Below are 13,952 nucleotides of genomic sequence, written 5' to 3' on the forward strand. Positions count from 1 at the left end.
ATATGACGGGAGTGAGTATGATTGCACTGCAAACTTTTAATCAACTGAGCCACGAAGAGGCGCTCGCGCGGTTGCAGCCCTGCGTGGCGTTGCCCGACTGGGCCGATGCGCTGGTGCAGGGGCGGCCCTATTTACACCGCAAAGCACTGTTCGACGCCGCCCGGACATTGGCGCAAACCTGGGATGAAACGGCGCTTACGCAGGCCCTGAATGCGCACCCGCGTATTGGTGAGAAACCGATGGGAGCCCGGGCGGAGGCGATGCTTTCGCGCCAGGAGCAGGGTGCCGTCGACAACCGCGACAGGCAGCTGGCACAGGCACTGCAGGAAGGGAACGCTCGCTACGAGGCCCGTTTTGGACGCGTGTTTTTAATCCGCGCGAAAGGCCGTAGCGGTGAGGAGATTTTACGCGCTCTGAACGCCCGGCTGGAAAACAGCGATGCGCAGGAGGTACAGGCCGCACTGGAACAGCTGCGGGAAATTACGCTGCTTCGGCTGGAAGGAGTCATTGACGAATGAGTACGTTAAGCACGCATATTCTTGATATTTCGACGGGAAAACCGGCGAAGGGCGTAAGGGTTTATCTTGAGCAGGACGGCGTCGTATTGGCCACTGCTTTCACTAACGCCCAGGGGCGCATCACCGCGTTTATCCCTTTCCTGCCTGCAGGACGTTACCGGCTGGTGGCCGATATAGGGGCTTGGTTCACCGAAACCGGCCGCGACACGCTTTACCCCTGCGCACAGATCGATTTTGTGACGGGAGAAACGGCAGACGAGCACTTCCACCTGCCGTTTGTGATTGCGCCGGGCGGGTGGTCAACCTACCGCGGCAGTTGACCACACCTGCACACCGTTGACCCAGGTCTCGCTAATATTGCGCTCGTCGCCCAGGGTCATCAGCACAAACAGCTGCTCATAAATGTCCTGACAGCGCCGGTTACGCAGGCGCTGTAGCGGCGTAACGGCCGGGTCGAGGACGATAAAATCGGCCTCTTTGCCGGGGGCGAAATTGCCAATCTTATCGTCCAGCCTCAGGGCGTGAGCGCCGCCCAGCGTGGCGTGATAAAACGCTTCGCTGGCGCGCAGGCGGTAGCTCTGCAGCTGACCCACCTTGTACGCCTCCCCAAGGGTGCGCAGCATGCTGAAGGTGGTTCCGGCACCCACATCGGTGCCAATGCCCATACGTACCTGGTGTTGCCAGCAGGCGGGTAAGCGGAACAGTCCGCTGCCAAGAAACAGGTTCGAGGTGGGGCAAAATGCCACTGCCGAGCCGGTATCGTGCAGACAGCGCCACTCGCTCTCATGGAGGTGGATCCCATGGGCAAACACGCTGCGTTCGCCGGTCAGCCCGTAATGATGATACACATCCAGATAACGTTCATGTTCCGGCCACAGATCGCTTACCCAGGCCACTTCATTTGGGTTTTCGCTCAGATGGGTCTGCATCCACGTGTCGGGAAACTCCTCTTTGAGCAGGCTGACCGCGGCCAGCAGTTCCGGTGAGGAGGTCGGGGCAAAGCGTGGCGTAATGGCGTAGCCCAACCGTCCACGGTGGTGCCAGCGCTGGATCAACTCGCGCGTCTGCCGGTAGCTCTCTTTCGCGGTTTCACTCAGGTAGTCAGGCGTGTGGCGGTCCATCATCACCTTGCCGGCGATAAGGCGCATGTTAAGGCGCAGGGCCTCGGTGAACAGCGCCTCGACCGATTCAGGATGCAGCGTACAAAACACCAGCGCGGTAGTGGTGCCGTGGCTGACCAGTTGGTTGATGAAAAACGCCGCAATCTCTTTCGCATAGGCCTCATCGGCAAACTGGCTTTCTACCGGGAACGTGTACGTGGTCAGCCACTCCAGCAGCTGCTCACCAAAAGCGCCAATCATCTCCGTCTGCGGGTAATGGACGTGGGTATCGACAAAACCCGGGAGCAGCAGTTTGCCGCGCAGGTCGGTGTACCCTTTATAGGGATCAAGATACTGCTCGCCCTCCTGCCAGGCCATCTGCGCCAGAATTTTGCCGTTATGGATGAACAGCAGCCCGTCTTCAAGGTAGCGCGCCTGTTGGGCGATAACGTCTGCACTGTCGCAGACCCGGGCAATATCAAAAAATGCACCGCGGATCGCAGTCTGGTAGTCCATCATGATTCCTGCCTTAGTGTTTGCGTAGCGGGGTGATGAGACTGAGCAAAAACGGTGCCAGAATGAAAAAGGCCGCAGAGGAACTGCGGCCCGGAGGAAGGGTTACTCTTTTTGCGTCGCCACGCGGGGGCTGAACGACGAGGCGTCTGCCGCTTCACGCTCTTCCCGCGCCAGCCAGCGGTAGGTGACCCCGCCCAGGAAGACGCCGATAAACCAGCTAAAGTTTGCCACTTCATGCAAGGAGGGAATAAAGCTTATCACCAGCCCAACGGCAACGGATGGCACCAGCGCGCCGATGGCTTTCGGGTTGAAACCGTTGCGATACCAGTATTTGCCTTTTGGCGTGTCATCAAACAGATCGTCTACGGAGACCTTGCCGCGCTTAATCAGGTAAAAATCGGCAATCAGAATCCCGAACAGCGGGCCAATAAACGCCCCGAGCACGTCCAGAGTGTAGTGGATAAGCTCCGGCGAGTTAAACAGGTTCCACGGGGTTAACAGGATAGAGCCGACGGCGGCGATCATCCCCCCGGTGCGGAAGCTGATTTTTTGCGGTGAACAGTTAGAGAAATCAAACGCCGGGGAGACGAAGTTCGCCACGATGTTGATCCCGATGGTGGCGGTGATCATGGTCAGCAAGCCAATGGCCACGGCCAGATCGTTGCCCACACGGCTGACGGTTTCAATCGGGTCAGTGATCATGCGGCCAAACAGCGATTGCGTACCCGACACAATCACCACGGTAACGATGGAGAACAGCAGGAAGTTAAACGGCAGGCCCCAGCGGTTACCGCGGCGGATCTCCCCCATGCTTTTACCGTAGCGGGAGAAGTCACCAAAATTGAGCAGCGGGCCGGAGAAGTAAGAGACCACCAGCGCCGTGGCGGTGATCATCTGCCAGGTCTGCTCACCGGCGCTCAGGGATTTGCTGGCGAGGGTAAAGGAGATGCCGTCAAAACCGGTCTTGTATACAATCCATCCCGCCAGCGCCAGCATCACCACGTAGACCGCCGGACCGGCGATATCAATAAAGCGCTTAATGGCGCTCATGCCGTGCCAGAAGACCATCGCCTGCAGCACCCACATGATAGCGAAACAGATCCAGCCAAGATGCGACAGGCCCAGGAACGAACCGGTGGTGAGCGTCGCGAGTGAAGGCCAGAACTTAAGCGCTACCAGCATCAGCGCGTTGGCGGCCAGGTAGGTCTGAATGCCGTACCATGCGAAAGCAATCAGCCCGCGGATCACCGCCGGAATATTGGCCCCGAAAACGCCAAATGCCTGACGGCAAATCACCGCGTAGGGTACGCCTGCCATCTGACTCGGTTTCGCCACCAGGTTGGCGCACAACTGCACAATGCAAATCCCTATCAGCAGGCAGAGCAAGACCTGCCAGCTTGCCAGCCCGAGCGTAAAGAAGCTCGCGGCAACAACATAACCCCCCATGCTGTGGACGTCCGACATCCAGAAAGAAAAGATGTTGTACCAGCTCCAGTTCTGGTCACGCGTCGGCGCCAGATCCTCATTGCAAAGCCGTGGGCTGTAAACCGCACCGGAATCAGCGGCCGTACCGTGCTGCGCGTTTTGTCTGTTTGGCATGAAACCTGCTCCTGTGAATGAAAACCCGTTAAGTGGGAGTGCAGACGGTGTTGCAGGATCCAGGCCAAAATAATAAATCTTGTATGCAATATTTTATTTTTATGTATACGATTCGATAGCGAAAAGTAAAAATCGGAGTGGTGAATGAACAACATAAACAGCCTGCAGACCGCGCCAGACCTGCATGACAAAGATGAATCCATCTTTCAGGCGCTGATGACCGCGATAGTCGAACATCAGTTGCTCCCGGGAAGTAAATTGCCTGAAGAGGCGCTGGCTGAGGTCTTCGGCGTGAGCCGCACCGGTATTCGCAAGGTGCTGCAACGACTCGCCGCTGTGCAAATGGTCACCTTAACGCCCAAACGTGGTGCACACGTGGCCAGCCCGACGGTAGAAGAAGCGCAGCAGATCTTCCGCACGCGCGCGCTGCTTGAGGTGGCTAACCTGCCGGACGTGCTGGCCCACTGTCAGCCGCCACATCTGGCTGCGCTGGAAGGGATTATTCGCCAGGAGCAGCAGGCGCACGAAGCGTATGACGGTCCCGCAGCAATCCGCCACTCCGCCAATTTCCATATTCAGCTTCAGGCCATTTCAGGCAATCAGGTGCTGACAGAGATGGTGACCGGCCTGAGCCAGCGGTCGTCGCTGGTGATCGCAGCCTGGGGCGCGCCGTGGCGTCAGGGCTGCCGCTGCAATGACCACGAGCAACTGGTGGAACTCTTGCGCCAGAAGGCGCTCCAGCCCCTGAGTGAGGCCTTAATGCACCATTTTGAACATATTGTCGCCAGTCTCTGTTTCGAACGGGCCGGTGAGTGCCTGCCTGATTTTGCCCGGCTGTTCGCCAGCCACAAGGAGTCGTAATGTCGTCTGTTTGTATACAAGTGATTAACCCCAACACCAGCCTCGCGATGACGGAAACCATCGGCGCCGCAGCCCGCGCGGTGGCAGCACCGGGAACGGAGATCCTCGCCGTCTGCCCGAGCGCAGGTGTGCCCTCGATAGAAGGTCATTTTGATGAGGCCATCGCCGCCGTGGGCGTTCTCGAACAGATAAAACGCGGACGGCAACAGGGCGTGGATGGACACGTGATTGCCTGCTTTGGTGACCCCGGCCTGCTGGCGGCGCGCGAGCTGGCGCAGGGGCCGGTCATCGGTATCGCAGAAGCTGCGATGCATATGGCCACGCTGGTGGCAACACGCTTTTCCGTTGTGACCACGCTGCCGCGCACGCGGATTATCGCCCGCCATCTTTTGCACCAGTATGGTTTCCAGGACCACTGTGCAGCCCTGCATGCCATCGATCTGCCGGTGCTGGCACTGGAAGACGGTAGCGGCCTGGCTCAGGAGAAGGTGCGCGCGCGCTGCATCCAGGCGCTGAAAGAAGATGGCTGCGGCGCGATTGTGCTCGGCTGCGGTGGAATGGCGACGCTGGCGCAGGAGCTGACGCGTGAGCTGCACGTGCCGGTGATCGACGGCGTCAGTGCGGCGGTAAAAATGGTCGAGTCGCTGGTGGCGCTGGGGCTGTCAACCAGCAAGCATGGGGACCTGGCTTTCCCGGAGAAAAAAGCGTTGAGCGGACACTTTCAGGCACTGAATCCATTTTAATTGAGGGGGTGATAATGGCGCTTTTTAACGAGGATTATCCGCGGGACTTACGCGGCTATGCAGGCAAGCCGCCGCACGCGCAGTGGCCGAACCAGGCGCGCATCGCCGTGCAGTTTGTACTCAATTACGAAGAAGGAGCGGAAAACCACGTTCTGCACGGTGATGCCGGCTCAGAACAATTCCTCTCGGACATCATCGGTGCGGCCAGTTATCCGGACAAACACATGTCGATGGACTCCCTCTATGAATACGGCAGCCGCGCCGGGTTCTGGCGGATCCATAACGAATTCTGCAAGCGTGGCCTGCCGCTGACGGTCTTTGGCGTGGCAATGGCGCTGGCGCGACATCCCGATATCGTCGACGCCATCAAAGCAGCTGATTACGACGTGGTTAGCCACGGCTGGCGCTGGATCCACTATCAAAGTATGGATATCAACCAGGAGCGCGAGCACCTGCACAAGGCGGTGCATGTCCTGACTGACCTGTTTGGCAAACCGCCTGCCGGCTGGTACACCGGGCGTGACAGCCCAAACACCCGTCAGCTGGTAGTGGAACATGGGGGCTTTGACTATGACAGCGACTACTATGGCGATGATTTACCGTTCTGGACGCAAGTGGCGTGCAGCGACGGCACGCGCAAACCCCACCTGATTGTGCCGTATACGCTGGATGCCAACGACATGCGCTTCGCGACCGCGCAGGGGTTCAACACCGCCGAGCAGTTTTATACCTACCTGAAAGACAGCTTTGACGTGTTGTACGAAGAAGGGGAACGTGCGCCGAAGATGATGTCCATCGGCATGCATTGCCGTCTGCTGGGGCGTCCGGGGCGTTTTCGTGCTTTGCAGCGGTTCCTCGATTACCTTGCGCAGCACGATCGGGTATGGGTCTGTACCCGCCAGCAGATAGCCGATCACTGGCGTGAAGTGCACCCGTTCCAACAATAACGGTCCAGCAGTGTGCCGGGCGGCGGTGACGCCTGTCCCGGCCTGCTGCTTATCTGATGGGAAAAGCGCCATCGGGCAGGGTTATTAACATTACGCCATCACGCTCACCTGCGCCGCCACAATTCGCCAGCCGTACGGGAAGCGTACCCATGTCTGCTGCTGGCGGCCAATCCGCTCCGTTCCTTCGCGGGTGAATTCGGTGCTACACACGGCGTAATCCTCTCCGAAGGTGGTGATTACCGTATGGCGCAACGTCCTTTGCAGACCCGCGGACGGGCGCGCCGCCCGAAAGGCGCGGATTTCCTCAATGCCGTACAGGTTTTCGCCCGCACCGAGACGCACCGTGTTTTTGTCGTGCCAGAACAGCTCATCCAGCACCGGAATGTTGTTGCTTACCAGCGCATCTTCATAGCGGTAAAAGGCTGCGGTCACTTCTGCAACGACCCACGGAAGGTTAATGTCATCGTGATTTATCATGGTGCCATCTCCGCCGGCCGGGCATCGGTTATTCCGCTTGCTTCCAGCACCCGCGCCACGCGCAGGCAGGCTTGCTCGTTAAACGGCGCGGCGATCAACTGCAGGCCAACAGGTCTGCCCTGAGCGGTGCGCAGCGGGACGGTGGTAACGGGTAAACCTAAAAACGAAATCGGCTGCGTCAGCATGCCCATGCTGGCGCGAACCGGTAACGGCTGGCCGTTGATCTCCATAATCTCTTCGCCAATTTGCGTTGCACTGCGCGGCGTGGCCGGGGCGATCAGCACGTCGGCCTGCGCAAACAGCGCTTTAAACGCCTGTCGGGCCTGCGTGCGAAAACGCTGGGCCTGAATATACCAGGCTGAAGGGATCATCGCGCCGGCCAGCAGTCGCTCGCGGGAGTGCGGTTCAAAACGCCCGGGCTCGCGGCGAAGCGCGGGCAGGTACTGATTTCCGCCTTCCGAGGCGCTGATGATAAACGCCGCGGAGCGGGCCAGTTCGGCATCGGGGAATTGCAGCGTTTCCTGCACGTCGAGGGCTTTTGCCACTCGCGCCACGGCGTTCCGCATGTCGCTGTCGCACCAGGTACTGAAATAGCCGCCGAGCACCGCGCATCGCAAACCATCCAGACCGCGGTCGAGCAGGGGCCGGGTCTGCTCCCGGGAGCTCTCCGCCTGAAATCCGTCGCTGGTATCCCGACCCTGCAGTGCATCGTACACCGACGCCAGATCGCTCACGCGACGGGCAAACGGCCCGATGTGATCCAGACTGGCGACAAACGGATGGCTGCCGGCGCGTGACAGACGACCAAAAGTGGGCTTAAGACCGTATATTCCGCACAGAGAGGCCGGTACGCGAATCGACCCGTTGGTGTCGGTACCGAGCGAAAAATGAACCAGTCCGGCAGCGACCGCGGCGGCAGAGCCGCCGGACGATCCTCCGGCAATGCGCGTCACATCGTGCGGGTTACGCGTTGCGCCGTAGTAACTGTTTTCCGTCGTAAAGCCGTAGGCGTAGGCATCCATGTTGACCATCCCCGACAATAAGCCACCGGCACTGCGCAGCTGGCGTACCGCAAAGCTGTCAGCGGTGGCGGGGGGGCGCTGGCTGAACAGCTCTGCACCGGCAAGGGTCGTATGCCCGGCAACGTCGAACAGGTTTTTCACCGCGTAGGGAATGCCTGCCAGCGGCGGCAGAGGGCGTTTCTCCCGACGCAGGGTGTCGATATTCTCGGCTTCGGCCAGCATGCGTTCTTCCGTGACGGTGGTCCAGGCGTTGATGTGGGGATTGATGCGCGTAATGGCTTCCAGCGTCTGGCGGGCGATGTCATGGGCGCTCAGGTCGCCTGCACTCAGCGCCTGCTGGATCTCACTGATACTCATCTCGTGTAGCGTCATGCTTTGTATACTCCTGCGATCTCCAGACGGTCATCAAGCGGCAGCGCCATCAGCGGGGCGGCCATCGCCGCGATACGGCAGAACTGCACATAGAGTTCTGCCCGGCGGGCGTCATCCAGCTCAACGCCCAGCACGGACTCCATTTGCGCCAGATAGGCATGCCAGTCAGGTTGTGTGGTATTCATCAGTCTCTCCTTAAAATCCGGCGGCGGCGCCGTTGCTGCGCGGGTCAAATGCCCCTTCAAACAGCCCGTTGGGATGGCGAACAATCGCACCCGCGTGGCCCATGGCTTCGCTGAATGCCGGGAAGCACTCCACGTCGTGGCCCAGCGCCTGCAGGCGCGCGACGGTCTGCGGCGTAAAGCGGCCTTCCACCTTCAGGGTGTCGGACGTCTGTCCCCAGGTGCGCCCCAGTAACCAGCGCGGGCGGGCGATGCTCTCCTGCAACGGTACCCCCTGCACCACATAGCGGGTAAACAGGGTGGCCTGGGTTTGCGGCTGGCCGTCACCGCCCATCGAGCCGTAGACCATGACGCGTCCGTCATGCAGACGCGCGGCTGCCGGGTTCAGGGTGTGGAACGGTTGTTTTCCTGGCGCAAGCGCCAGCAGGTGACGGGGATTTAGGCTGAATGAGGCTCCCCGGTTTTGCCAGACGATGCCGGTATCAGGCAGGACCACGCCGCTGCCGAACTCGTGATAAATGCTCTGGATAAACGACACGGCAAGACCGCTGTTATCCATCACCCCCATCCAGACCGTATCACCAGGGCCTTTGCCGCAGCCCCACGGTGCGGCCTGGTTATCATCGACCTGGTCGGCGAGGGCGGCCAGTGCGGCAGGATCCAGCAGACTCTGGATATCGGTTTTCAGCTCGCGCGGGTCGGTGATATGGGCATCGCGCAGACCAAACGCCAGCTTGGTGGCCTCTACAATGCGGTGAACGGTGGTCGCTTCGTCAGCATCGGCCATGGACAGGCGGTCGGTTATCCCGAGGATCGCCAGCGACACCAGCCCCTGCGTTGGCGGCGCAAGGTTCCACACTTCGCCCTGCTGATGCTGTAATTTCAGCGGCGCGGTGCGCCGGGCGACATGCGCGTTTAGGTCAGCCAGGGTGATGGGCAGCCCCAGCGTTGCCATGCCCCGGGCCAGACGCTCCGCCAGCGGGCCGCGATAAAAACTGTCCAGACCGTCTTCTGCGAGGTGCGAGAGCGTGGAGGCCAGCGCCGGTTGATAAAACCGGCTGCCGACCTGCGGCGGTTTGCCGTCAGCCAGCCAGGTCTCCGCGAAGCCGGGCAGGTCCTTCAGTTCATCCAGCTTACTGGCCGTGGCGGCGGCCTGAGACGCGGTCACCGGCGTGCCGTTTCGGGCATAGTCAATGGCGTCTGCCAGCAGGCGATTCAGGGGAAGAGCGGTGCCCGTCAGCGTGCGCGAAACCTTCAGCGCTTCGTCCCAGCCGCTCACCGTTCCCGCCACGGTCAGCGCCGCACGAGGCCCGCGATGGGGGATCTGAGAGACATCGTCATAGGCGGCAAGCGTCGCCAGTGAGCCAGCTGCGCCGCTGGCGTCAATGGCGACCGGTTCGCCGTCGGGCGGCACGATAAGCCAGAAACCGTCCCCACCGAGACCGTTCATGTGCGGGTAAACCACGGCAATGGTTGCGGCGGCGGCGACCATTGCCTCAATCGCGCTACCGCCTTCGCGCAGAATGGCCAGGGCGCTCTGGCTGGCAAGATGGTGGGGCGCCACGGCCATTCCGTGTACGGAGACATTACTTTGCATGGAGAGTCCTCATAACCCAAAAGTCACAAGGTGCTGCAAAAGCTGTTCCAGTTATGAATGAAAAGTTTCACGTCAGTCGTAACATAACGTTTTAAGAAGCTGGCATGCTTAATGAAAGGTATAGTGAGGTGAAACAAAAGTTACAGAGGCTTTATGGAACAGCTTGATGAACGTCTGAAAGCGCAATACGCGTCGTTGTCACCGCAGGAGCAACGGGTGGCTGATTTTATTTTTGATCATTTCGACGACCTCATTAGTTATAACAGCGCCGAGCTGGCGCAGCTGAGCGGGGTGTCGAAAGCCACGGTGAGCCGTCTGTTTAAGCGTCTGGGCTATGAGAAGTATAAAGAGATGCGCGACGAACTGCGCACGCTGCGCCAGAGCGGCATGCCGCTGACCGATAACCGCGATGCGGTGCAGGGCAACACTCTGCTGGCGCGGCATTATAAGCAGGAGATGGCAAACCTCACCCAGTGGGTCAACGCTCTGGATGCTCAGCAGTTTGCCGAGGCCATGGCCTCAATGGTGAAGGCGCGGCGGATTGTGATTATCGGGATGCGCAACGCCTATCCGGCGGCGCTGCACCTGCGCCAGCAGCTGTTGCAGGCGCGCGGACAGGTGCTGCTGCTGCCGCAGCCGGGGCAGAGCCTGAGCGAGGAACTGGTCGATCTCACGCCCGACGATCTGGTGATTATGATGGCGTTTCGCCGTCGCCCGCGGATCGTTCGGCCGCTGTTGCAGCAGCTTCAGCACAGCGGTATTCCGGTTCTGCTGATGTGTGAGCCGCAGGCGCACAGCCTGTTTCCGCTGACCAGCTGGCAGCTCTGCGCCCCGCTGGACAGCGTCTCGGCGTACGACAGCTACTCGTCGGTCAACAGTCTGATCAACCTGCTGGCTAACGCCTTCCTGCATGAAATCCTCGATAAAGGCCGTCCCCGGATCCACGATATCGCCTCCCTTTATCAGCAGCTGGACGAACTGGAACAGCGATAATGGGGCATCAGGCTGGTGCTTTGCATTAAAATGGTGCAGCAGAGCGGGGCGGAAAAGGGAGGCCTTTTCCGCCCCGCTCTCGTTTTATCAGGCCTTCAGAGAAAATTTCCCGTTTCGCTTCATCTGGCACATTAGTTGCAAAATCCAATTCAAAGAATCTTTTGTTTCATGTTAACGTTACGGGGAAGCACCATGAAAAAGTTATTGATTGCACTGACCGGGGCCGTCTGTCTGTTTGCAAACCTGCCAGCAAAAGCTGACCAGCTTCAGGATATTGAGAAACGCGGCACTCTTCGTATCGCCGTCCCGCAGGATTTTCCTCCGTTTGGTTCAGTCGGGACCGATCTCCAGCCGCAGGGCTACGACATCGACATGGCGCGCTATCTGGCAAAACAGATGAAGCTCAAGCTGCAGCTGGTGCCGGTGACCAGTGCCAACCGCGTGCCGTATCTGCAAACCGATAAGGTGGATCTGGTGATCTCAAGCCTCGGTAAAAACGCCGAGCGTGAAAAGGTGATCGATTTTAGCCGTGCCTATGCGCCGTTCTTCCTCGGCGTGTTCGGCCCGAAAGGGGCTGAACTGAAAGATGCTGCTCAGCTGAGTGGAAAAACCATTGGCGTGACGCGCGGTGCGGTGGAGGACATGGTGCTGACCAGCCTTGCGCCGAAAGATGCAGACGTCAAACGCTACGAAGACAATAACACCACCCTGTCGGCTTACCTGTCCGGTCAGGTCCAGTACGTGGCGACAGGCAATCTGGTCGTGGCGGCGATTTCCCGCCAGAACGCCGCCAAAGCCCCGGTTCCGAGCTTTATGCTGAAGGACTCGCCGTGCTTTATCGGGCTGAAGAAAAACGAACCGGCGCTGAAAGCGAAAGTTGATGCGGTGATTGAGCAGGGAATTAAAGACGGCACCCTGAATAGCCTCTCTGAGCAGTGGCTGAAAGCGCCGTTGCCGGCAAGCCTGGGCGTGTAAGGCGATGACAGAGCAACTCCATTTCTCTGCGCTCTGGCCGTACTGGCCGGCGCTGCTGGCAGGGCTGTGGGTCACCATTCAACTGACGGTGATGGCAACCCTCGGCGGGCTGGCGATCGGTATTTTCGGGGCGGCGATTCGCAGCGGCCGGACGACGTGGTTCAGCAGGATCTGGGGCGGCTACGTGGAGATTATCCGCAACACGCCCTTTGTCGTGCAGCTGTTTTTCATTGTGTTCGGTCTGCCGAATCTGGGGCTGAAGATGACGGCGGGCGAAGCGGCGCTGCTGGCAATGGTCGTCAACCTGGGCGCGTACAGCACGGAGATTGTCCGTGCCGGTATTCAGGTTACGCCCAAAGGACAGTGGGAGGCCGGCCGCGTGCTGGGGCTTACCCGCCTGCAAACGTTTATACGCGTGGTGCTGCCACCGGCCCTGCAGCGTATTTATCCGGCGCTGGTCAGCCAGTGCATTATCGTTATGCTCGGTTCGTCGGTGGTGTCGCAGGTCTCCTATGAAGAGCTGACTTTTGCCGCCAACCTGATTCAGTCAAGAACGTTCCTGAGCTTTGAGGTCTATCTGGTGACCACCGGAATTTACCTGGTGCTGTCAATTACCCTACGCCAGCTAATGATGGCGGCAGGACGGAAGTGGCTGGGGGTACAGGCATGATGACCACCTTTACCGACTGGGACATTATTCGCAATCTGCTGCTCGCCGGACGCTGGACGGTGCTGCTGTCGCTGGTGGCGTTTGTCGGCGGGGCGGCGGTAACGCTGCCGCTGTTGCTGTTGCGCCTCACGGGTGGGCGTACGGTAAAACGTCTTATTCGCGGCTATATCGAACTGTTTCAGGGCACGCCGCTGCTGATGCAACTGTTCCTGGCCTTCTTCGGCGTGGCGCTGTTGGGTATCGATGTTTCGCCGTGGACCGCCGCGTCGCTGGCCCTGACGTTCTACACCAGCGCCTTTTTGCTTGATATCTGGTTTGGCAGTATTCGTGCGCTGCCGAAAGGGCAGTGGGAGGCGTCGCGCTGTCTGGGGCTGACCTTCGGCCAGACGCTGTTTCGCGTGGTGGCTCCCCAGGCGTTACGCATCGCCATCGCCCCAACGGTGGGGTTCGCCGTGCAGGTGATTAAGGGGACCGCGCTGGCATCCATTATCGGTTTTATCGAGCTGACCAAGGCCGGGACGATGCTGACCAACGTGACCTATCAGCCGTTTAAAGTCTTTGCGCTGGTGGCGCTCGGCTACTTCATTCTGTGTTATCCGCTGTCGCGCTACAGCCGTTATCTGGAGACTAAATTCAATGCCTCTCATCACCATTAATCAGGTGCAGAAGTACTACGGCGATAACCACGTGCTCAAGGGCGTGGATCTGGACATCGACATGGGCCAGGTTATTTCAATTATCGGGCGCAGCGGTTCGGGTAAAAGCACGCTGTTGCGCTGCATTAACGGCCTCGAAGGGTATCAGGACGGCAGCATCAAGCTCGGCGGCATGACCATTACCGACCGGGATTCCCAGGCGCGTGAAATCAGCCGCTCGGTCGGCATGGTATTTCAGAACTTCAACCTTTTCCCGCACATGACGGCGATGGAAAACGTGATGCTCGCGCCACGTCGGGTGCTGAAGAAAAGCGCAGCAGAATGTCAGGCACTGGCGCAGCGCATGCTGGAGAAAGTCGGGCTGGGTGACCGTCTGGATTACTACCCGTCAAGCCTCTCCGGCGGCCAGCAGCAGCGCGTGGCGATTGCTCGTGCTCTGGCGATGTCGCCTAAAGTTTTACTCTGTGACGAGATAACTTCCGCGCTCGATCCGGAACTGGTAGGCGAAGTGCTCAAGGTGCTGGAACAACTGGCCGCTGAGGGGATGACGCTGATCCTGGTGACCCATGAAATGAATTTTGCCCGCGAAGTGGGCGACCGCGTGGTGTTTATGCATCAGGGGCGCGTCTGGGAGCAGGGCGACAGCAAAACGCTGTTCGCTAACCCACAGACCACTGAGCTTAAACAGTTTATCTCCTCCGTGCGCGGCCTCAATTAACTAAGG

General features: G+C 59.5%; 16 protein-coding genes. 10 read left to right on the forward strand and 6 right to left on the reverse strand.

The features are described 5' to 3' along the window. Window positions 1-17: 17 nt before the first annotated feature. Entirely contained in the window at window positions 18-518 is a 501-nt protein-coding gene (gene uraD, locus QRN24_RS21385) for a 2-oxo-4-hydroxy-4-carboxy-5-ureidoimidazoline decarboxylase (protein WP_148575930.1), read from the forward strand. Then, window positions 515-838 (forward strand): hydroxyisourate hydrolase, encoded by a 324-nt coding sequence (gene uraH, locus QRN24_RS21390; protein WP_148575928.1) that lies wholly within the window; start codon window positions 515-517, stop codon window positions 836-838. The genes uraD and uraH overlap by 4 nt, the downstream gene beginning before the upstream one ends. On the opposite strand, the gene guaD is transcribed toward uraH, so the two are convergent. Together guaD and QRN24_RS21400 are read right to left on the reverse strand one after the other, a co-directional pair. Next, the gene (gene guaD, locus QRN24_RS21395) at window positions 818-2,137 is read right to left on the reverse strand and encodes a guanine deaminase (protein WP_284943054.1); all 1,320 of its coding nucleotides are present in this window, start codon (window positions 2,135-2,137) and stop codon (window positions 818-820) included. The genes uraH and guaD overlap by 21 nt on opposite strands. A 99-nt stretch (window positions 2,138-2,236) precedes the next feature. Beyond that, window positions 2,237-3,733 carry an NCS1 family nucleobase:cation symporter-1 gene (locus QRN24_RS21400; RefSeq protein ID WP_014169461.1) on the reverse strand — a complete coding sequence of 499 codons (1,497 nt, stop codon included), beginning with the start codon at window positions 3,731-3,733 and terminating at the stop codon, window positions 2,237-2,239. A gap of 144 nt (window positions 3,734-3,877) precedes the next feature. Here QRN24_RS21400 and QRN24_RS21405 point away from each other — a divergent pair, with 144 nt between their 5' ends. From QRN24_RS21405 to puuE, 3 genes are read left to right on the forward strand one after another with little or no spacing between them, the layout of a single operon-like run. Continuing rightward, the gene (locus QRN24_RS21405; protein ID WP_020884746.1) at window positions 3,878-4,594 is read left to right on the forward strand and encodes a GntR family transcriptional regulator; all 717 of its coding nucleotides are present in this window, start codon (window positions 3,878-3,880) and stop codon (window positions 4,592-4,594) included. Then, window positions 4,594-5,337 (forward strand): allantoin racemase, encoded by a 744-nt coding sequence (gene hpxA / locus QRN24_RS21410; protein ID WP_014169463.1) that lies wholly within the window; start codon window positions 4,594-4,596, stop codon window positions 5,335-5,337. Before QRN24_RS21405 ends, hpxA begins: the two co-directional genes overlap by 1 nt. A gap of 14 nt (window positions 5,338-5,351) precedes the next feature. Further along, the gene (puuE, locus tag QRN24_RS21415) at window positions 5,352-6,284 is read left to right on the forward strand and encodes an allantoinase PuuE (protein WP_183516477.1); all 933 of its coding nucleotides are present in this window, start codon (window positions 5,352-5,354) and stop codon (window positions 6,282-6,284) included. Window positions 6,285-6,374: 90 nt separating this feature from the next. Here the strand turns inward: puuE and hpxZ are convergent, their stop codons facing one another. Genes hpxZ through hpxW form a run of 4 tightly spaced genes read right to left on the reverse strand, consistent with a single transcriptional unit; the run spans window position 6,375 to window position 9,934 of the window. Beyond that, window positions 6,375-6,761 carry an oxalurate catabolism protein HpxZ gene (hpxZ, locus tag QRN24_RS21420; protein WP_032677834.1) on the reverse strand — a complete coding sequence of 129 codons (387 nt, stop codon included), beginning with the start codon at window positions 6,759-6,761 and terminating at the stop codon, window positions 6,375-6,377. Beyond that, window positions 6,758-8,155 (reverse strand): AtzE family amidohydrolase, encoded by a 1,398-nt coding sequence (locus QRN24_RS21425; protein WP_262105468.1) that lies wholly within the window; start codon window positions 8,153-8,155, stop codon window positions 6,758-6,760. The genes hpxZ and QRN24_RS21425 overlap by 4 nt, the downstream gene beginning before the upstream one ends. Beyond that, window positions 8,152-8,340 (reverse strand): oxalurate catabolism protein HpxX, encoded by a 189-nt coding sequence (gene hpxX / locus QRN24_RS21430; protein WP_014169467.1) that lies wholly within the window; start codon window positions 8,338-8,340, stop codon window positions 8,152-8,154. The genes QRN24_RS21425 and hpxX overlap by 4 nt, the downstream gene beginning before the upstream one ends. 10 nt (window positions 8,341-8,350) lie before the next feature. Then, the gene (gene hpxW, locus QRN24_RS21435; RefSeq protein ID WP_284943055.1) at window positions 8,351-9,934 is read right to left on the reverse strand and encodes an oxamate amidohydrolase; all 1,584 of its coding nucleotides are present in this window, start codon (window positions 9,932-9,934) and stop codon (window positions 8,351-8,353) included. Between the two features lie 153 nt (window positions 9,935-10,087). Between hpxW and hpxU the strand changes: the two genes are divergently transcribed. From hpxU to QRN24_RS21460, 5 genes are all read left to right on the forward strand, one after another. Then, window positions 10,088-10,927: a MurR/RpiR family transcriptional regulator HpxU gene (gene hpxU, locus QRN24_RS21440; RefSeq protein ID WP_020884740.1), complete on the forward strand. Its 840-nt coding sequence runs from the start codon at window positions 10,088-10,090 to the stop codon at window positions 10,925-10,927. Between the two features lie 192 nt (window positions 10,928-11,119). Continuing rightward, on the forward strand, window positions 11,120-11,902 hold the full coding sequence (locus tag QRN24_RS21445; RefSeq protein ID WP_020884739.1) for a transporter substrate-binding domain-containing protein: 783 nt from the start codon (window positions 11,120-11,122) through the stop codon (window positions 11,900-11,902). A 4-nt stretch (window positions 11,903-11,906) separates the two neighbouring features. After that, entirely contained in the window at window positions 11,907-12,572 is a 666-nt protein-coding gene (locus QRN24_RS21450; protein WP_014169471.1) for an amino acid ABC transporter permease, read from the forward strand. Next, window positions 12,572-13,228, forward strand: a complete 657-nt coding sequence (locus QRN24_RS21455; RefSeq protein ID WP_025204495.1) for an amino acid ABC transporter permease — start codon at window positions 12,572-12,574, stop codon at window positions 13,226-13,228. The genes QRN24_RS21450 and QRN24_RS21455 overlap by 1 nt, the downstream gene beginning before the upstream one ends. Then, window positions 13,209-13,946 (forward strand): amino acid ABC transporter ATP-binding protein, encoded by a 738-nt coding sequence (locus tag QRN24_RS21460; RefSeq protein ID WP_032677837.1) that lies wholly within the window; start codon window positions 13,209-13,211, stop codon window positions 13,944-13,946. Before QRN24_RS21455 ends, QRN24_RS21460 begins: the two co-directional genes overlap by 20 nt. Window positions 13,947-13,952: the final 6 nt, after the last annotated feature.

The organism is Enterobacter sp. MEB024 (assembly GCF_030209635.1).
Lineage (GTDB): Bacteria > Pseudomonadota > Gammaproteobacteria > Enterobacterales > Enterobacteriaceae > Enterobacter > Enterobacter ludwigii.